General features: G+C 45.8%; 17 protein-coding genes. All 17 read left to right on the top strand.

Features of this window, described 5'->3' with window-relative positions; translation table 11 throughout:
- Positions 1 to 83: 83 nt before the first annotated feature.
- On the top strand, positions 84 to 1,016 hold the full coding sequence (locus AC0MA3_RS21115; protein ID WP_474657630.1) for a hypothetical protein: 933 nt from the start codon (positions 84 to 86) through the stop codon (positions 1,014 to 1,016).
- Between the two features lie 11 nt (positions 1,017 to 1,027).
- Positions 1,028 to 1,441: a hypothetical protein gene (locus AC0MA3_RS21110; RefSeq protein ID WP_474657629.1), complete on the top strand. Its 414-nt coding sequence runs from the start codon at positions 1,028 to 1,030 to the stop codon at positions 1,439 to 1,441.
- Between the two features lie 15 nt (positions 1,442 to 1,456).
- A complete protein-coding gene (locus AC0MA3_RS21105) occupies positions 1,457 to 2,422 on the top strand; it encodes a Mu-like prophage major head subunit gpT family protein (protein WP_474657628.1) in 966 nt (321 codons plus the stop codon).
- 11 nt (positions 2,423 to 2,433) lie between these two features.
- The gene (locus tag AC0MA3_RS21100) at positions 2,434 to 2,754 is read left to right on the top strand and encodes a hypothetical protein (RefSeq protein WP_474657627.1); all 321 of its coding nucleotides are present in this window, start codon (positions 2,434 to 2,436) and stop codon (positions 2,752 to 2,754) included.
- Between the two features lie 5 nt (positions 2,755 to 2,759).
- Positions 2,760 to 2,936, top strand: coding sequence for a hypothetical protein (locus AC0MA3_RS21095; protein WP_474657626.1), 177 nt, complete (start codon positions 2,760 to 2,762; stop codon positions 2,934 to 2,936).
- Between the two features lie 239 nt (positions 2,937 to 3,175).
- Positions 3,176 to 3,787: a phage adaptor protein gene (locus AC0MA3_RS21090; protein WP_474657625.1), complete on the top strand. Its 612-nt coding sequence runs from the start codon at positions 3,176 to 3,178 to the stop codon at positions 3,785 to 3,787.
- Between the two features lie 4 nt (positions 3,788 to 3,791).
- Entirely contained in the window at positions 3,792 to 5,399 is a 1,608-nt protein-coding gene (locus tag AC0MA3_RS21085; RefSeq protein WP_474657624.1) for a hypothetical protein, read from the top strand.
- Positions 5,400 to 5,410: 11 nt separating this feature from the next.
- Positions 5,411 to 7,087, top strand: coding sequence for a hypothetical protein (locus AC0MA3_RS21080; RefSeq protein WP_474657623.1), 1,677 nt, complete (start codon positions 5,411 to 5,413; stop codon positions 7,085 to 7,087).
- Between the two features lie 11 nt (positions 7,088 to 7,098).
- Positions 7,099 to 7,656, top strand: a complete 558-nt coding sequence (locus AC0MA3_RS21075; RefSeq protein ID WP_474657622.1) for a hypothetical protein — start codon at positions 7,099 to 7,101, stop codon at positions 7,654 to 7,656.
- Positions 7,656 to 9,053, top strand: coding sequence for a hypothetical protein (locus AC0MA3_RS21070; RefSeq protein WP_474657621.1), 1,398 nt, complete (start codon positions 7,656 to 7,658; stop codon positions 9,051 to 9,053). Before AC0MA3_RS21075 ends, AC0MA3_RS21070 begins: the two co-directional genes overlap by 1 nt.
- Before the next feature lie 12 nt (positions 9,054 to 9,065).
- A complete protein-coding gene (locus AC0MA3_RS21065; protein ID WP_474657620.1) occupies positions 9,066 to 9,743 on the top strand; it encodes a hypothetical protein in 678 nt (225 codons plus the stop codon).
- Positions 9,744 to 9,788: 45 nt separating this feature from the next.
- Positions 9,789 to 10,358, top strand: a complete 570-nt coding sequence (locus AC0MA3_RS21060; protein ID WP_474657619.1) for a hypothetical protein — start codon at positions 9,789 to 9,791, stop codon at positions 10,356 to 10,358.
- A gap of 301 nt (positions 10,359 to 10,659) precedes the next feature.
- Positions 10,660 to 10,749 carry a putative holin-like toxin gene (locus AC0MA3_RS21055; RefSeq protein ID WP_474657618.1) on the top strand — a complete coding sequence of 30 codons (90 nt, stop codon included), beginning with the start codon at positions 10,660 to 10,662 and terminating at the stop codon, positions 10,747 to 10,749.
- A gap of 257 nt (positions 10,750 to 11,006) precedes the next feature.
- A complete protein-coding gene (locus AC0MA3_RS21050; protein ID WP_474657617.1) occupies positions 11,007 to 12,503 on the top strand; it encodes a hypothetical protein in 1,497 nt (498 codons plus the stop codon).
- 35 nt (positions 12,504 to 12,538) lie between these two features.
- A complete protein-coding gene (locus AC0MA3_RS21045) occupies positions 12,539 to 13,117 on the top strand; it encodes a VgrG-related protein (RefSeq protein WP_474657616.1) in 579 nt (192 codons plus the stop codon).
- Positions 13,118 to 13,130: 13 nt separating this feature from the next.
- Positions 13,131 to 18,125, top strand: a complete 4,995-nt coding sequence (locus AC0MA3_RS21040; protein WP_474657615.1) for an LPD38 domain-containing protein — start codon at positions 13,131 to 13,133, stop codon at positions 18,123 to 18,125.
- The gene (locus tag AC0MA3_RS21035) at positions 18,122 to 18,283 is read left to right on the top strand and encodes a hypothetical protein (RefSeq protein WP_474657614.1); all 162 of its coding nucleotides are present in this window, start codon (positions 18,122 to 18,124) and stop codon (positions 18,281 to 18,283) included. The genes AC0MA3_RS21040 and AC0MA3_RS21035 overlap by 4 nt, the downstream gene beginning before the upstream one ends.
- The last annotated feature ends 37 nt before the right edge of the window (positions 18,284 to 18,320 follow it).

Genomic DNA, 18,320 nt, shown 5'->3' with positions numbered 1-18,320 from the left:
GTTCCCAGTCGTGGGGTGGCCTTTTCTATTGCTTTTTACCTCGCTCCCACCCATAGGAGCCATTCGATAAAGGAGTGTTACCCATGGAAAACCTTGACAACAACGCCCCCCAAAGCGAAGAAGTCGAACCGTCCGCCATCCCACAGGCCGACACTGAAGTCAGCGCAGCATTAGCATTGTTTGGCATTGAGGCCACAGAACCTGAAGCAGAGACAGAACCCGCGACCGAGGAAGATCCTCCCATAGATCAGGAACCGGAACGCAAGGGAATCACCGTGAAATTCAATAAAGAGGACGTGTTTATTGAAGATGAAAAGGTGGCTGAATATGCACGTAAGGGTCTGAACTACGAAAAAGTAGAAGGCCGGGCCAAAGAATACGAAGCCGCACTGGATCGAGCAGCAAAATTAAACGGATATAAGGACCATGCAGAGTATGTCGCTGACCTTGACCGTTTGGAACAGCAAGCCATTAACGATAAAGAAAGCAAATTCGCCGCACTGAAACAGGAATTAATCGATGGCTATGCTGCGGATGGATACGATCCCAAGCAGATTGAAGAGTTGATCGACAATCATCCACTCTTTACCGAAGCCAAGGCTGTTTTGGACCGCGAGAAGGTATCACAGGATGCACAGAAGCAGCAGCAAGCCGAGCAGGAAAAGCTTCAAGGCTGGCATGACCTGTTTGCAAAGTATCCGCAGCTGACTGAAGAGCTCCCGGAAGACGGATCTGCTGCACCGTGGTTCACACCAGAAATGCAGCGCCTAGTACATGACAGGAACTATGACCCTATTGACGCTTACCGTCTGGTACACAGCGACAAAATCATTGCTGACGAGCGCAAGCGTACTGAGCAAGACGTAATCAAGCAGCAAAGGCTTAATAAACGCTCTGCAGTGGTCGGAAATAGCTCTAATTTCGAAGATGAACCAGTTGTACCAAAGGAAATAAGCGATGCCTTTGCATTATTCGGTCTTGATCCTAAAGAAGCAAAAAAATATATCAAAAAGTGAGGTAATCAACCATGGCGTTTAAATTCGCATTCAACGATTACGGCGCTCCTACGCACCGAATCAGCTCTATCTTGGCAACCAACTCTGAAGCTTTCGTACTGGGTGAAGCCGTGAAACTCGTAAGTGGTCGCTGGACCAAAGCAACAAACGGCGCGGCAGTCGCTGGCTTCGCTAACCAAACCCTTGCAGCTGGCACAGATCAGTACCTTGAGGTAGTTATTGCACGTGAAGGCGACTGGTTTGATGCTCCTTACACTGGAACAGCTGACGCAACATTCCTCCCAGGAATGACAACAGCAGACGTATCCACGGACGGTCTTACTGTACTGGCTTCTGACGTAACCGGTGGCCCGTTCTCCGTTCTTGAAGTTAACACCAATAAAACTACATGCCGCGTAAAAGTTAAACTGCGGACATTCAGCTAATAAGGGGGAATACAAATGCCAACTACAGCATTGCAGTGGGATAAAAATGTACTCGAATCCGTATTTAGCGGTCTATATACGCGTGAAATGTCTAACAAAAAGGACTATATTCCTTCCATGTTTGATGTACAAAAGTCCGATAAAGCCACTGAAAGCGTTGAAATGATCGGCGGCGAAGGTTTGATGGAAGACTGGAAGTTCTCGAACAACCAAGTCAAGTATGAAGATGTGGACCAACTCTGGCAGAAATACTTTACACACTCCAAATACTCCTTGGGCCGTGAGATTGACCGTGACTTCGTAGATGATTTGAAACTGACTGCTATCCGTGACCGTATCCGTTCACTGGCTGATGCCGTGTACAAGACGCAGCAAATGCAAGGCGCTCAATGGTTGAACAACGGAGACAAGACCACGACAGCCGTGGATTACCGTGGACGTTTGTACAACGCCGCATTGCCTGACGGTAAAGCGCTGTTTGCTACAGACCATCCATACAGCCCTACAAACTCCGTGGATACTCAGTCCAACAAGGGTGTGCTTGATCTTACCATTGACAACTTTGACGCTGCTTTCGTGGCTATGCAGTCCTGGAAGGATGACAAAGGCAACCTGATGGCTGCAATGGGTGATACTCTATTTGTGGCCCCGGCTATGAGACGTACCGCGCTGCAGATTGCGGGATTGCCTGACCCTGGATCAAAAATGAACTATGAACCTGGAACATCCGACCACAATTTGAATGTGTATGCCGATGGCAGCATTAAGGTCGTGGTCAATCCATTCTTCACTAACCCTAAAGCTTGGGTGCTGGCAGACTCCACCCGCATGATGAACGCCATGAAGTGGTTCAACCGCCGACTTCCTGAAACGGGTTCTATCACTGATTTTGATACTGAAGTCGCTAAATACAAAGTCGTGAAACGCTGCTCGTTTGGTACAGTTGATTGGGCCTGGGGATACGGGAATTTCCCACTATAAGGAGGATTATCATGAACGTATCTTCAATTGGTATTAAAAGCATCGGCAAAGCTACTGCCAAATACATCACAAACTTGATCCGGGTTGATGCAACCATTGACCCGGCAAGTTTGGCGACTGTAACTGGTGCTGTAACTGCGGCCATTACCGTTACTGGTGCAGCCCTGGGTGATCGTGTGGAGGTGTTCCCACCGGCATACGACACTCAAGGCGTGATCTATCAAGGGTTTGTATCCGCAGCAAATGCGGTCAAGATTTCCTTTTACAATCCCACGGCGGGAACCATCGACCTAGCTTCTGGCACGTGGACAATCCAAGTGATTAGGAAGTGATGGCAATGAGTAACCCGCAGAAGGTTGGATGGGAAACGGAAGTGAAGTCAGAAAAGGTTCCATACATCACTTTGCAGCGAATAACAAAAGAAATGAGCCCTTCTGAAAAGAAGGGTGCTGAACTATGGAACATAATGGTGAACTGGATCCGTAATCACGGCGGAATGGAGGACAAGGACTGAGGGGGCTTTTTAGCTCCCTCTTTTCTTTTATTACTATGGAAAATTACCGCATGGAACTGGATGCTTTAAATGCATTGGTCAGAGCGCAGCATAGAACGAATGAACTATTAGAGAAGTTGCTGGAAAGAGAAGCACCGAAACAGCAAACAACGGAGATGAAAAAGAACATTGTTCGGGAGGGGCAAACGGGTAAGCGTACAAGCCGTAAGCCTCGCGTTCCGGCGTAAAGGGGTGATGACATGTTAGTGCAAGAAATTGTTGAGGAGATCATTGAAAAGTTACCAGAGAACACTACACCGGTAGTATCCCTTCTACGCAAGATCATACAGGTTCGTGACCGCCTATTGCGTAATCTCAGCCCTGCACAGGCTCAGTCTGACGTACTTAACCAAGCATTCGACCTGAAAGCAGGTAATGGACTAACGGACCTTATATGCCCTCCTGGCAACGTCACAGAGGTAGCTATACGCAAAGCCATATACACAAACCAATCATTCGGTGATGATGCCCTTGATTGGCGCAGAATTCCCCTACGGCAGTTTGATGAGCGTGAGCGTGGGCCGTACTACTATTTTGTCTCCGGGCAGATCGGAGTATATCCACCACCAATCTATGATACGTTCTACGGAATCAAGGTATTTTACACCGCGATCCTCAACGAACTGACGATAGATGACTTGAATAGTGGTAGCGGTTTTGACCCGGACTTTGACATGCTACTGGTGTATGGAGTGTTGAAGGACATCATGCCGGACAACGGAAACTTCTACAATAGGTATCAAGAACTTTATAAAGAGTACACATCAGCCACAAGCGGTTACGAACGATATGTCGTGAAGGAAAGATGGTGATTGCATGGCTGATCAATACACATGGAACCGCGGACGTAATACCTCAGATGAAATAGCAAATACAGATGATCCGCGCTATGAGACGCCGGGCGGGGCGCAGCAAAAGGCAGATACATCGCTTATGGATGCCAAAGAGTATACAGACGCGGAGATCGAAGCTTTGCCTGAAATTGTGGGCGGTGTAGGAATTACTGTAACTAATGGTGACAACACAAAGATTATCACAGCAACGGGAATATCCCTTCCAGGTCCACATGCTCTAAGCCATATTACAGGAGGAACAGATGTAATCCCTGCGGCAGTTGCTGGCGGGAGCAGCGGACTCATGACCGGTCCAGACAAAGCGAAGATTGACGGTATCGCTAACAACGCCAACAACTACACCCATCCTAATCATACCGGTGATGTGACCAGTCTTGGTGATGGAGTTACAGCAATTGCTCCAGGTGTAATCGTCAACGCTGATGTTAATGCGTCCGCTGCGATAGATGCCTCTAAGATCGGTACAGGAGTTGTGAGCAATACTGAGTTTGGATACTTAGATGGAGTCACAAGTGCGATTCAAACGCAATTCACAAATATACCATTACTCATGAAAAGACAGGCCCTCATAAATGGGAATTTCGATGTATGGCAAAGAGGTACATCAACCACTACTGTTACAGGTTACTTAGCAGACCGATGGGCATCATTCAACGTTCCAGATGGCGGAACGCTACCTACAATAACAAAGTCCAGATTAGCCATAACTCCGGGAGAGTTAGATGGATCATACTACGCTCAAAGATTGCAGTTCAGCGGTGCGGGAACGTCTTTGGGTACCACTTCGTACGGAATTACCTCACAAAAGATTGAGAATGGGACAAGGTATTTATGCGGGGCATCCAAAAAGGTCACCCTTTCCTTTTGGGCGAGGAGTTCCATTGCTTCAAAACGACTGGGCGTGTGGTTGAATCAAAACTATGGTACAGGTGGAAGCCCAACAGCAATAGAAACTCTTTCCGGAACGACATTTTCATTAACAACATCTTGGGCTAAATACCAGTACACCTTTACCACAAATACACTCACAGGAAAGACGTTCGGAACGAATGATGATGATGTGTTAGATGTGAATATTGCGCATATGTGGGGATCAACAATCAACGCTCGACTGAATACAGCAAGTGTTGAAACTTACTTAGGTTCAGGTACGGTTGATATCGCACAGGTGCAACTAAGCGCAGGAGATACTGCATTATCGTTCGCACAGCGTAGCATCGCGGATGAAATGTATGCTTGCCAAAGGTATTACACTGAAATATCAGATGCTGTAAATGCAAATGCCACTGTTGGAATTGGATACGCTGCATCGACAACAATTGCTTTAGTGACCTGCGTACTACCTACTAAAATGAGAGTTGCACCGACATTAGTTGTCACACCATCCGATTTCAGCTTAGATGACGGTAATGCCACGTCGGCGCTAACTGATTTGACCATACAGACAGGAAAGAACGGATTGCGGATATTAACATTACGTTGTACGTCATCGACACTTACAGCATTTAGACCATATGGACTATCCGCAAGCGCTGTAAATAAGCGCATTGCATTTGATGCCGAACTATAAGGAGGAAAATAATGACTAATGTCCCTTGGCGAGATGCGACCACTGAAGAGATATCCTCTCAATCGGACTCAAGGTATGAAACTCCCGGTGGAGCTCAAAACAAAGTAGATACTGCATATGAATCATTGCTGACATTGCTAAAGCTTTCCGTAACAGGATCGAGTGATGGATCAGAAACAGCAATAGCAAGGTACAGTACTCCGTATAACATCTCATATGGCTGGCTCCAGGACCGGTTAGACGCTTCTGATCGACGATTCATTAACCGCAGAATATTCAACGTTGAGGATTATGGGTTGTTTGATGGCGTGACGGATAACTCTTCTGCGGTAGCTGCGGCTATTGCGGCGATGCCATCCACTGGCGGAATACTATTGATTCCAGCAACGTGCATCATCAATACAACAGTAACCGCGAATAAAACACTTACGATCATGGGTAACGGCTTTACATCGGTCATCAAAGGCAGTGCGAACCCATTGATTCAAACAGATACTAATACAGACCACAAAATCATCATAGAGAACTGTAAAATCGTGACGACTGGAAGCAATAACGGGGTTTACATCAATAAAATATGGAACGCTGGGGCGATACCCTCATTCAAGATGCAAAATGTGTGGTTCCACTCTGAGAGTAATGCTGGATCGCTGCTGAAAATCTATGGATCCAGGGAAAGTACAGTTACAAACTGCATATTTACTGCAGGGTTGTCCTGGCTTGGACCATTTGGTACAGCGGTAGGCGTTGAACTGATTGGTGATGCATTAGGAGGGGCGATGAACCTACATTTCACTTCCTGTATATTTGCTAACATTTATCGTGGTGCGTATGGAACCGGTTCACTAACAAGACCGGACCTATTTGCTGGATTCCATTTTTCTAACTGTCAAGCTATTGCTTGCGTAATAGGTGCGGAGTTCGCAAATGGAGGCGTTTTTACCTGGGCAGATGGAATGTTTGATTTTTGTAAGGCCCCGATCATTCTGAGATACTGGGGAGGGTTTAACATCCATGACAACTACATTGCTTGTAAGGATGAAGTAGACACTGCTATTTTGATCACAGGCCAGAACGGAAACACCATCGAAGGCACTGTACATGATAACGAAATATTCACATACAGTGTTTACACCTCGCCGACAATGACCGCCAAGGGAATTTTCCTTGATGCAGCTGCAGGATCTGGTGGAGTACAGCATGTGAAGATACATGATAATTTTTTTAGGAATTTTTCAACTGCTGTATATATAAACGGTAAGGATTTTACCTTCACCGCCTATTCCATACAGATCAATAACAATAATGTTTCTCTCTGCAAAGAAGGAGTTCATATTGGGACATATTCAGTAAACTGTCGGATTGATAAAAACCAATTTGGTGGCGTTACTACACCTATAACAGACACAGGAACACGCACACAGAAAGAAAATAATCGTGTGGATGACCTTTTTGGTAAAAATTCAGGAAACTTTTCCATAGGTAGTACATCGTCTACTTATACGTATCAGGTTGCCCATGGTTTATACGCTATTCCGAATTATGCCGTGGCTTCTGCTGCATCTACGCAGACCAGAGATTTAGGCCAGTTTAATGTAACTGTGGATGCCACATATATCTATTTTAATTATGCTAATCCAACTGTGGCGGGTCTTACACTAAAGTGGTCATGGATGGCTGAAGTATAAGGAGGTGCACTATGTTATTAACTGAAATCATCGCTGAAGCTGATTTACTTGTTCCGAATGAAGTTGGATTGTCAGACAAGATTCTTCAGCTAAACTCCATCAATCAAGATTTTTTTAACGTTGTAAAGATACCAGAAATGGACGAGTTTATATCTGTAAAGGATCAAGAGCAGTACACGCTTGGAATTTACGTAAGGAAAAGAAATATTGACTTAGTATTCTGCGGATTAATTAAATACCGCGAACTAACTCCAGAAATTACAAACCCTTTGCAAAATACGTTTAGCTTCAGCGACAGCACACATAAAATTAGTTTATATCCACCACCATACCAATCTGGGCTTCGCGGGTTCGTTCGATCTCACACAATAGCTACAGCCAATTTCACGCAATCATATATTGGAGTTTCACCTGACGCGCCGGAGGAATATCACTGGACTTATATCCCCGCATTGGCTTCGTTTTTGGCTAACACGCAAGACGATGCCATTAAAGCAGGGAATTACGAGCAGCAATACAAAGCGGCCTGGAACGTGGCTGCACAGAATTACGCCGGGGCGGTGACATAATGGTCATTCAATACGGGAAAACGGAGTATCAGCAGCTGGGGGGCATTCTTCCCCCGGCTTCTATTCGTACCTTTCAAGGAATCAACACCTATGATCCGTTCATGCTTGACGATAGCTATTTTACTGATTCTTCCAATGTATCCAGTGATGATTACCCAGCGCTTACCGTTCGTCCGGGATACACCGTATTAGGAACATTCGGCACTGCGGTACTCGGATTATCCTTCTGGAAGAGTGAAATACATGCGGTTTTTAACGATGGGACCTGGAGAAAACTTGTCGGCGGCACATGGACCACGCTTGCATCGGGGTTATCTACAACTGCAAAGTGGTCATTCACTGTATTTCAGGGAAACTTCGCTGAAATAAATTTAGTTGGAACAAATGGTATTAGCGCAAAAAAATATGATGGATCCACAATTGCGGATCTAGTTGGTGCACCAGCCGGGCTAAACTACATCACGACCTATCAAAACAGGTTGTGGGGTGCCATTGGCAAGGAGCTACACTCCTGCGCTCTGGATCAGCCAGAACAATGGGAACTGTTCGAAGGTACTGAAGAAGATTCATTTGCAAAAGATACAGAATCCATGCGCGGAGAAAGTATCATCATGTTGTCCGGGAGTTTAACCAAGCTGACCATAGGCATGAAAAATGCTCTATTTGAGATGTATGGCGAGCTGCCTTCAAACTTTACTGTTCGGCTGATCGTAGATGATGTGGGCATCATGAACAACCAGTCATGGACCACGCAGCGCGGGTTGATGCGGATCATTGATGAACAAGGAATATACGATTATGGCGGCGGTACGATACCGGACAATGACTTTTCGGACATTGTCGGTGGATACCTGACTGGAATATCAGATTCTTGCGCCGGCGCTGACGTGGACAAACTCTATTTCAAAACAAACACAAATACCACTTTAGTTTTTGATTCGCGTTCTGGCGTAGGTGCATGGTCCGTATGGCGCGATTTCAATCCTCTGGTGTTTGCTACACTGGATAATCAAGTATACGTAGGAGATTCACAGGGCCGTGTGCTTAAGCTGGGTGGGATGACTGACGGAGGTACGGCCATTAACTGGTATGCCATAACCAAGCCATTCACTAACTCATCCATGGCCCAAAAGATGCGGTGGTACAAAATGTTTATCTTCGCGGAATTGGCAGCAGGAAGCACACTGAACGTTTCATTTTCCAAGTCAGCCAGTGGAGACAGTGACTGGGAACTCATGCAGAGCATAACAGGTACTGGCGGCATTAAAATACAACGGATCATTATTCCCGTAGCAAAGTATGCTCGTGAAAATTACATCCGGATTAAATTCCACGGAACCGGCTGGATGCGGATGCATGAGCACACCCGACAACAGCGCCAACTTCCACTATATTAAGGAGGATGCATTATGGGTATATGGCAAGCGCCAAAGATAGCTTCTCCACCGAACACCGATAATGTCCAGGAGCTTCAAAGGTATGTCAAACAATTAGCCAATACGGTAGCAATGATGGCGAAGGACCTGGACTTTACTATCAACGGTAATATGGACAGCCGCAATACCAGAGAGATTGGCGGGTTTAACGTAGATTTAACAGACCTATCATCCAAGGACAAAGCAGTTGGCTTGTCCAGCAAACGCGACCCTGATCCAGATGTGGACGATCTGCGAATATGGGCAGGAGATGCAGACAGACCAGTAGCAGCGTTCAGGGTGTATGAATCTGGTTACGTGGTCATGAGTAAGTTTCTGATGCAGAGCCTAGCTAATGCTTATCCACGTGTGGAAATGGATTCAGAGGGTAATCTATTTAAGGCGTACTTTAACGCAAACACATATGTATCAATTACGCCAGATTATGGTGGTGCACCAGCTATTGAATTTTGGACAGGAGGAACACTCAGGGCGAGGTTCAGTACAATATTTGGAGATTTGGAGATTTATGCTCCTAATGGAATAACGCTAACATCTACACCAGTAATATTTAATAATTGGGCTGCAATATATAATCAACAAGAAAGCAAAACACTCCAGCAAGAATTAAATGAGATATATGATCGGCTTGAAGCACTAGAAGGTCCATAGTTAATATGGTATATTGGTGAAAAATGTAACGTGAAGGAGTTTACCATGAAAAAATATTTTGTGGGTTTCCTTGTTGGCGCAATTCTCACCATGTCAACTTCTGTTTTTGCAGAAGAAATTAAATCTTTGATTGGGCAAAAGGTTCAAGGCACTGCAGTTGTATCTCTAAACGGAAAAGATGTTGGGTCGGCTGTAATAATTAATGGTACAAGTTATGCCCCTGTAAGAGTAGTCGGAGAAGCTTCAGGGTTAAATGTCGGATATGATAGTGGGGTGGTAATATTGAGTGATACGGAACCAGTACAGACTATAGCTCCAACGGAAACTCCAAGTGCATCATCAACTCCAGCACCAATTCCAACTGCAACACCAACCAGATCGACTAAACTTACATCTGAAGATATAAATTTGCAAATTGAGCAATATAAAAAGACAATTAAAGTAACAAATGAAGCTATTGATACCATGAAAGCATCAATAGCTTCAGGTAATTACACTGGAGAAAAATTGCAATATTTAAACGATCATCTAGCTATAGCGGAAAAAAGAGTTTCTGATGCACAAAATCAAATAAAAATTCTTGAAGCCCAACTCGCAGAGCTGCAAGCACAATGAAAAAGGCTGCTATCATCGTTGTCAGTGGACTGATTCTTATGGTGGCATTCGCGTTCCTGATCTATCCTACGCCATATAAGTACATGGAATATAGATCGAATAACGGAGACACAATGCCGGTAAAACACAACATTATTACAGGTGAAACGCGAGTATTTACCACTCAAAACGGATGGATAGAAATTGAAAATCGCAAGATTCAAGGTCAATAAAAAGACCATACCAAACAAAGGTACGGTCTGATATAATTATCCAGTACAATGGCATAAGGGCGGTCGGCTAATCTCCCGGAAGGGAGGTGATGCCTGTGGAAGTGAAAGATGCGCTACTGTTGATGATTCAATTCTCAACACTGGTGATTCTTATTCTCTCCTTCAACAAAAAGAAATAGACCGCCCCGTGGAAGGATAACGGTCTATTATGACGCTTTTTCCGAAAGCCGACCGCTCTTATAGCGGATTGTACGTGGGAGTCGTGTTAGCGCACGGCTCCTTCTTTAATTGTATCTTAGCATATCGGTTTTTATACGGCAATGTGATACAAAAATAATCAAAAGGTATTGCCTACACCTGTTACACTTAAGTAAATCATAGATCGGCCATAGGACTCCATATGGGGTCCTTTTTGCATTTGAAAAGGAGGGTTAGCATGTCCAGCATATTCAATTCAGAATCCTGGAAAAAGGCTGTAGACACGTTTAAAACCAAAAAAGGAGCGACACAGACTCTACCGTCAGCAGCAGTTGGCGCTCTTTCAGGTGTAAGCCAGATGCCGAAGCAGCCACTGCCCACCGGGCTACCGTCTGCGGCCATTAAAGCCGCCAATAATGTAAAGTCCGGCGTACCATCGGTGCCCACGGTTCCGACAGCAGCAACAACAGCCGCACAGAAGATGGTAACAGCTACCGCGCAACCACGAACAGAGCAGGCCCTGTCAGCACAGGCTAATCTTGTGAATACACCGTTTAGTTACAACGCTGACACAGATCCGGCTTATCAGGCGGCACTTCGGGCGGCTCAGCAGAACTTACAGGTCAACCAGAAGAACACCAACGCACAGCTACGTGCAACGGGCCAAGGGAAGTCCTCATACTCCGAAACAGTTGCTAACCAGTTAGCCCATCAGAGTGAAGAGAACGTTGCAAATAACATCTTGCCACAGTACGCACAACAGGCCTACCAGCAGTACAAGGACAGCATAGGAAACCAGCGTAACCTATACCAAGATTACAACCAGCAGGACTTCCAGAATCCGATTACAGAAGGACAACTGACGGGTAACTATCTACCGGCTGAAGCGAAGGTAGCCATTCAAAATCTACTTGGGCTAAAAAATCAAGCAGAAGTAAAGGGTATCACCGCGCAGGAACGTGCAGGGCTCAGCTCACAGGCCGATCAGATCCGCAACCAACTGAAGTCACTAGGTATTGACCCAAGCTTCTACGCAGCGAATAAGACGGCTGCACAGGCAAGTCAAAATAATCCTAGTATTCGCACACTCGGTGGCCAGGCTCAGGATCTCCAAACAAAGGGCGCTAACTTGGACGCTGCATCGACAGTGGCTAATACAACCGGACGTGCAGTCACTCCTCAAACTGACTGGAAAGGTCTGTACAGACAGGCCGCAGACCCTAGAACACCTCTTACATCCAATCAGCAGAATACACAATTTAACCAGAACTATCAGTTGGAACAACAAGCATACCAAAAGGCACGAGATTCCATAGGAGACACGCAATGGCAAGCTAAGTTTGATTATGACAAAGAACAGGGCGGACTAGATTACGCGCTTCGTAAGCTATCTGAAGAGAACCAAACAGCGTATCAACAAGCTAATCTTGCGATATCAAACGATGAAAATTCTCGGGCGTGGCTAAATTATGGTGATAGTCTTAACGGCAGTGCGGAAACAGCAAAATATAGTGGTATCAGTGCAAATCAAGTGTATGACTCTTTGAAATCTGAGTTCACCAAAACAGATGCCCTGGGTAAACCAGTTCCATTGACATCAGCAGATAAAGATTCCTTGTATCAAAAGGTATTATCTGTTGGACTTCCGGACGGTCAGGACACACAGGTCATGGCATTACTTGGCCTAACTCCAGCAGAAATCGCAGCGTTTGACAAACAATACCTGGGGGAGTAGGTAGCCGGGGTTCCACAGGCTCATCTATTGGAGCCTTGTCCAGGAAATACGAATCAAGTGGAAACCCCGGCACGATTGCAAATACTCCTGGAGATATCGGCGGCAAGTCGTATGGATCGTATCAGATTATCAAAAGTAACATGAACAATTTTCTAAGCTATCTCAAGAAGACAGATCCTTCAATATACAACGCTTTTGCAGGAAAAACAGTAGGTGGATCCACGTTTGATTCTGCGTGGAAAACAATTGCCGCAAAGTATCCGGATAAATTCGAACAACTTCAGCATGATTATATTCAAAGTTCGCATTTTTCCCCAGCTGTAAGCAAGGTTGAAAAATCAACTGGCCTAGATGTATCGAACCGGTCAACGGCGCTGCAGGATGTATTGTGGTCCACATCTGTGCAGCACGGATCCGGAGGAGCTGCCACGGTGTTTAAAAATGCCGGTATTACCCCAGGCATGAGTGACAAAGAAATAATATTGCGGGTGTATGCAGAGAGAGCAAAGAACAACGGACAGAAATACTTTGCTAGTTCATCCGACGCTGTGCGTCAAGGTGTTGTTAACCGGTTCAAATCCGAACTTCAGGATGCCCTTAAAATGTTGAGCTAAAGGAAGTGGGAATATGGCAACCCGACACGAAAAATTCATAGAGGAACAGAGAAAAAGAGCTGCGGAAATCCGCAGTTCTGCTCTTTCTGGCACATTAACCGCCACGCCATCACAAACACAATCGGTAACAAGCCGGGCAGATAAATTCAGACAGAAACAGACTGAGCTAGCAATGTCAAACGCAAGCACAAGCACACCAATGCCTGAGCTCCTGAAACAAACAGGAATCCTTATCGGAGATCCTCGACAGTCTGAACTTGCTAAGGCGGTACGGAATGAACCCATGGCGGCGCAGCAGTATTTGAATGATACCGGGGTTAATGTGGCTAAGATTGATAAAAAACCAGCAGAAGATAAAGGCTTTTCCTTCACAGATGCGGCGAACGGATTCAACGCATTCATGGACCGCGTAAAATCTGGTGCGACATTTGGATTAACCGACTTAGCAGATCGGATGTTTACAAAGATTGGACCGCAGGAATCACGAGATATGTTCCAAGACAAGATTGATCGTTCTAAAAATGTAAAAGGTGGCGTGATTGCAGACGTAATAGGTTCTCTGGGTAGCGGTCAAATTGCCTATAAAGCCGGTAGTGCTCTTGCAGCTCCCATTATTAAGAACGCTCCTAGCGCCATTCAGAGCCTTGTGAGAGGCGCCGCTGCTGGTGCAGCATACGAAGCTCCAAGACAAGCAGTTCAAGAAGCAGAAGAGAGATTTGGTGGTAATCAGCAGGACGTTTCACAGCGCCTGAAGAATGTGGGTGTTTCTACTGCCTTAGGCGGACTCACTGACCTGGGAATTAACGTGGGCGGATTGGCTTCGCGTGGAATTCAAAATCCAATATTAAGCAAGGCTGTGGGCGGTGCCATTGGTGTAGGTAGTTTAGGTGCTGCTATGGGTGCAGCTAATGAAGCGCAACAGGCAATGTCAGGACAGCAGCAGTCATTAGGAGGAAGGTTAAAGGATGTAGCGTCATATACTTTAGCCGGTGCTGGCATTGGATTAACCGGTGGTTCTGCATTAGCTAAATATATGAGGAACAAAGGAGTTCCGGAAGAAACAATAACCGAAGTATTAGCCTTACCAGAAGGCCGTGGAACCATACGACAATCAGCTGCAGCAGAACGCTCTAATATTCCGGCTGGTAATGATCCCATCATTAACCCATCAGACTTCACGCCTGAGCCACTCGCACTTCCACAGGGTAACACTGTGGGCCCTACGGTAGCACGTAAAGGTGCTCCGGTTAATATTTACCGACAGAAGTTTGAAAACCTCATCAGCGAGGCGCAAAAACGTGAATTCAGCCCAGGACGAGAAGATATTGAGCTTGAGAACCTTTGGTCACAGATGGCTGATCGCAATGACCCTGGGTTGGATGAGCTGATTAGTTTAGCGTATCCATCTAAAACTACATCTACACCGGCAAAGGGAATGGTTAGTGCCGCTCGCGATCTGCAGAACCAAAGAGAAATGTACGGCATTGGTAATCCGGTGCGGAGCAGTTCAGAACGAAATCCAGTGCAGGTTATTAGTCCAGCAGCAGCACCTCAGACTGTAGCCGGACGTGCCGGAGGAACACCGCGTGCTGAAATAACATCGCCACCAGAAGCGCCACCTGCTACTATTCCGCGGCGACCGGCGCAGGAAAATGTTCCTTCCCAGCCACTCAGTAGGGAACAGGATATTTTGAACCGTGTGGACAATCTAACACAGGACGATATTGACTACATCATGAGTGGCCAGTTTGATCAGACGAAGCTTTCACCGGAAGTGTCATCCATCAGCAGACAAGAGCCTAATCAGTCACCAAACTCAGGGAAAACAACGTTTAAAACATCTAAGGGAAGTACTTATTCAGTCGACAAAAATGGACGCACCACTCGAAACAAAACGCTACATGAAGGTCATGATACAAAAGATGTCGGATTGAAGGAATCTTCAGAACAGACTGTATATATTGATAAGAATGAAGCTTCTCGGGTAGGTTCTCATTTTGGACTTAATAAAGAAGCTAGACCTAAAATTGTGGTTAGAGATGATGGTATTTACCTTTTGTCATGGAACTCTAGAGAACAGCGGTGGGGAATCAATGGAAAACCAATTCCGTTTACGAAAACACCTCGCGTAGGTGATTCTCCAGTTGAGTTATGGGGATTAAAGAGTGATCCTCAACTTGGGAAAACTGCAAGTAAAGTTCATGCAGGTAATGAAATTACTGAAATATCCGGTATTAATCAAGCAGAGTCATCTGTCCCACTGGTAGATGCTGCTCCGGATGTAACGGCTCAAAAGCAGAGTCAGGACATGTTCACGGACCTGTTCGGTAACCAGGGATTGGGCATCTCATCCGGAGGAAGTACGGTCAGAGTCGGTACCGGTCCGGTAGATACTGCCGACCAGATTGTACGCCGGGGAATCAAGAACGATAAGCAGGGCATCAAGCAGGCTGCAGCAGCACAGGCCCGGGCGACATATCAAAACCTCGTAGATAACCTGGACCCGTTGAAACGGATCAGTAGTGACACATATGAATCTGCTATGGACGCAACCCGGGCCAATAACCTTGCCAACAACATTGTGCGCAAAGAATTTGTCAATCTTGAAGGCCAAGTAATCGGCAGTAGCCTTGACGACATTTTCAAAAAGGTCGCACGCGGCCAGGATAAAAATTTTATTGATTACATCACGCTGCGACATGCCAAAACCCGTATGTCCCGTGGAGAGCGTGTATATGCTGAGAACCTGGAAATGACTCCGGAAAAAGTACAGCAGCGCATCGATACATTAAACTCCCGTTATCCTGGATTTGAAGACATTGCAAAGGAATGGGATAAATTCAATGATAATGTGCTGCGGGAGATCGGAGTCAAAGAAGGATTGATATCGAATGATCTGTACAATGCACTACGTGAGAAGAATCCGAATTATTCACCAATGCGCCGGCAGTTTCTGCGCTCTGAAAAGCCTGGGAAGAACTTCATCCAGAAGACCACGAAATCTTCATTCAGTGGTCAAAAGGCACCGATTCAGCAAGTCAGCCCTACCGGATCTGTTCGGAATATCGTAGATCCACGCAAATCAACTATCGAATCAGTTGGAGCATGGACAAACGCCGCCCTCCGTAATCGCACGATGCAATCTATGGTGGATGCCATTAAGCGAGATCCGGATGCTTTCAAAGGCGTTGCAGAAATTGTGAAGCAGCCAAAGAGTAAGGTGAATCTAAAGGAAGTACTCACAAATGGTGGACAAGATGACTTCCTAGAGGCGCTGGACGCAGACTTTAAAGACCTATTCAGCACATCAAAAGTGGACGGCGACAATATCGTCCGGGCTATGGTCAATGGTGAGCCAGTACACATCAAGGTAGAAGATCCGGAGATTGTCAAAACGCTGATTGGGATGGGTCCGCAAGCTTCAAATATCCTTATTGATACCATGAGCGCATTTTCAAACGCGACCAAGCGCGGAGCAACCGGTCTGCTGGCCCCAGCATTTGCGATCAAAGGCGCTACGATGGACCTTGCACAGTCGGCTATACAGTCCAAAAACCCACCGAAACAGATCGCTTATACCGTTTATTCAATATTCAGTGGTATTGGAGATTCCTTGGGTATTCCAGGTCTACGGAAGTGGGCGCAGGAATACCGGCGTGCTGGAGGTGGATACACGGCATCACTTAAGGGAGATCGGCGCTTAAACACTGGCATATCTGATATGACGCGGTATCCTACATTCTCACCACAGAATGTTGCGAAAATCGGTTTGAAGACAATAAAAGCACCTTTTAAAGCGCTAGAGGAAATCGGAAATATCGCCGAAAATGCCCCACGTATCGCAGCATCTAAAATTGAGCGACAAAGTTTAGGTAACCAAATTACACCTAATAATATAAGAAAAGCTATGAGCGCAGGTAGAGAGATAACTGTAAACTTTTCTCGAAAAGGGGCATTAAGCAGAGATATTGAAGCATTTATACCCTATAATAACCCAGCCATTCAAGGTACGTACCGTGTACTACAGGCATTCAAGAATAACCCAGTCCGGACCGTTGCTGCCATTGGCACATTGGCTGTGCTGCCTAAGCTGTATGAGTATGCAAAATTCAGGGATGATCCGGACTATCAGCAACTACCAGCCCGGGACCGCACTCGCTTTCTGATCGTCAAGAAAAACGATGATGGTACATTCGTCCGTATTCCGATGGAGCCAGCGTACAACAGCTTTGGAGAAGCGACAATCGAAGCATTAAGGTATTTCAAGGACAACGATCCAAACGCATTCAAGGGAACTATGGATGCCTTAGCAAACGCCTGGACACCACCACTCATAACCGGAGCGTTACAAGGATTAACAAAAGGTGGAGGCGCAGAAGCAAGCGTTGCCGGTGTGGTAAATTCTACTGTGGCAGCACCGTTTGTTGCTTCAGTAGCAAACCAAAGCTTTACCGGCGCTCCTATCGTGTCTAAAGCATTACAAGACCGCAGCAGACCGTATCAGTATGACGAACGCACCAGCGCAGTAGCTAAACAGCTAGGCAAGTCATTGGACATGTCGCCGCAGAAGGTCGATTATATCATTAAGTCGTATGGAGGAGACTTGGCGCGGTTGGTACTTCCTTTGACTTCTGACTTGGGTCAGGGGAATACACGTAATACGTTGCTTAAAAACTTCATTGTAGATCCGCAGTTCAGCAACACGCTGACTGAAGACTTCTATGATGCTAAGGACAAACTTAATCAAGCGTATGCCAATTACAACGAGGCTGGCGTGGAATTACCTTCCTGGTATAACGATGACCTAAGAAAGGCGCTTAATTCGTCTGCTAAGGGATCTGCATCTAAGCAACTTGCCGGACTTCGTGATTATAAGAAGGAAGTTACCGCAGATAAATCATTGACAGATAAGCAACGTACAGAAAAGATCCGGGAGATTCAAAAGCAGATTAATAATATATACATCGAGATCAATTCAGCGTTGCAAGATGCAGGAGTAATCAAATGATAGAACTAATCCAGTATGACGAAGCCGAATTTTTAGAATCAGCAGTATCAGACGAGACACTCTATCTGGTACTGCTTTTTTGTGGCCTTGAATGTAGGAACAAATTGCTCTATGGCGGTGATGTGATTGTGGAGCATGATGCAGTTCTTATTCTATGATCTGCCGTACTTCCTCTACAAATCGGCAGACAATTTC

It is taken from the genome of Paenibacillus sp. LS-5, from assembly GCF_056121505.1.
This window is presented reverse-complemented; position numbering and strand designations above follow the sequence as displayed.

What these genes read in the sequence shown, in the direction of transcription:
- AC0MA3_RS21060 (WP_474657619.1), top strand. Translation starts at nt 9,789, where the DNA reads ATGAAAAAATATTTTGTGGGTTTCCTTGTTGGCGCAATTCTCACCATG.
- AC0MA3_RS21085 (WP_474657624.1), top strand. Translation starts at nt 3,792, where the DNA reads ATGGCTGATCAATACACATGGAACCGCGGACGTAATACCTCAGATGAA.
- AC0MA3_RS21110 (WP_474657629.1), top strand. Translation starts at nt 1,028, where the DNA reads ATGGCGTTTAAATTCGCATTCAACGATTACGGCGCTCCTACGCACCGA.
- AC0MA3_RS21075 (WP_474657622.1), top strand. Translation starts at nt 7,099, where the DNA reads ATGTTATTAACTGAAATCATCGCTGAAGCTGATTTACTTGTTCCGAAT.
- AC0MA3_RS21040 (WP_474657615.1), top strand. Translation starts at nt 13,131, where the DNA reads ATGGCAACCCGACACGAAAAATTCATAGAGGAACAGAGAAAAAGAGCT.
- AC0MA3_RS21115 (WP_474657630.1), top strand. Translation starts at nt 84, where the DNA reads ATGGAAAACCTTGACAACAACGCCCCCCAAAGCGAAGAAGTCGAACCG.
- AC0MA3_RS21100 (WP_474657627.1), top strand. Translation starts at nt 2,434, where the DNA reads ATGAACGTATCTTCAATTGGTATTAAAAGCATCGGCAAAGCTACTGCC.
- AC0MA3_RS21105 (WP_474657628.1), top strand. Translation starts at nt 1,457, where the DNA reads ATGCCAACTACAGCATTGCAGTGGGATAAAAATGTACTCGAATCCGTA.
- AC0MA3_RS21055 (WP_474657618.1), top strand. Translation starts at nt 10,660, where the DNA reads ATGCCTGTGGAAGTGAAAGATGCGCTACTGTTGATGATTCAATTCTCA.
- AC0MA3_RS21090 (WP_474657625.1), top strand. Translation starts at nt 3,176, where the DNA reads ATGTTAGTGCAAGAAATTGTTGAGGAGATCATTGAAAAGTTACCAGAG.
- AC0MA3_RS21050 (WP_474657617.1), top strand. Translation starts at nt 11,007, where the DNA reads ATGTCCAGCATATTCAATTCAGAATCCTGGAAAAAGGCTGTAGACACG.
- AC0MA3_RS21035 (WP_474657614.1), top strand. Translation starts at nt 18,122, where the DNA reads ATGATAGAACTAATCCAGTATGACGAAGCCGAATTTTTAGAATCAGCA.
- AC0MA3_RS21065 (WP_474657620.1), top strand. Translation starts at nt 9,066, where the DNA reads ATGGGTATATGGCAAGCGCCAAAGATAGCTTCTCCACCGAACACCGAT.
- AC0MA3_RS21095 (WP_474657626.1), top strand. Translation starts at nt 2,760, where the DNA reads ATGAGTAACCCGCAGAAGGTTGGATGGGAAACGGAAGTGAAGTCAGAA.
- AC0MA3_RS21080 (WP_474657623.1), top strand. Translation starts at nt 5,411, where the DNA reads ATGACTAATGTCCCTTGGCGAGATGCGACCACTGAAGAGATATCCTCT.
- AC0MA3_RS21070 (WP_474657621.1), top strand. Translation starts at nt 7,656, where the DNA reads ATGGTCATTCAATACGGGAAAACGGAGTATCAGCAGCTGGGGGGCATT.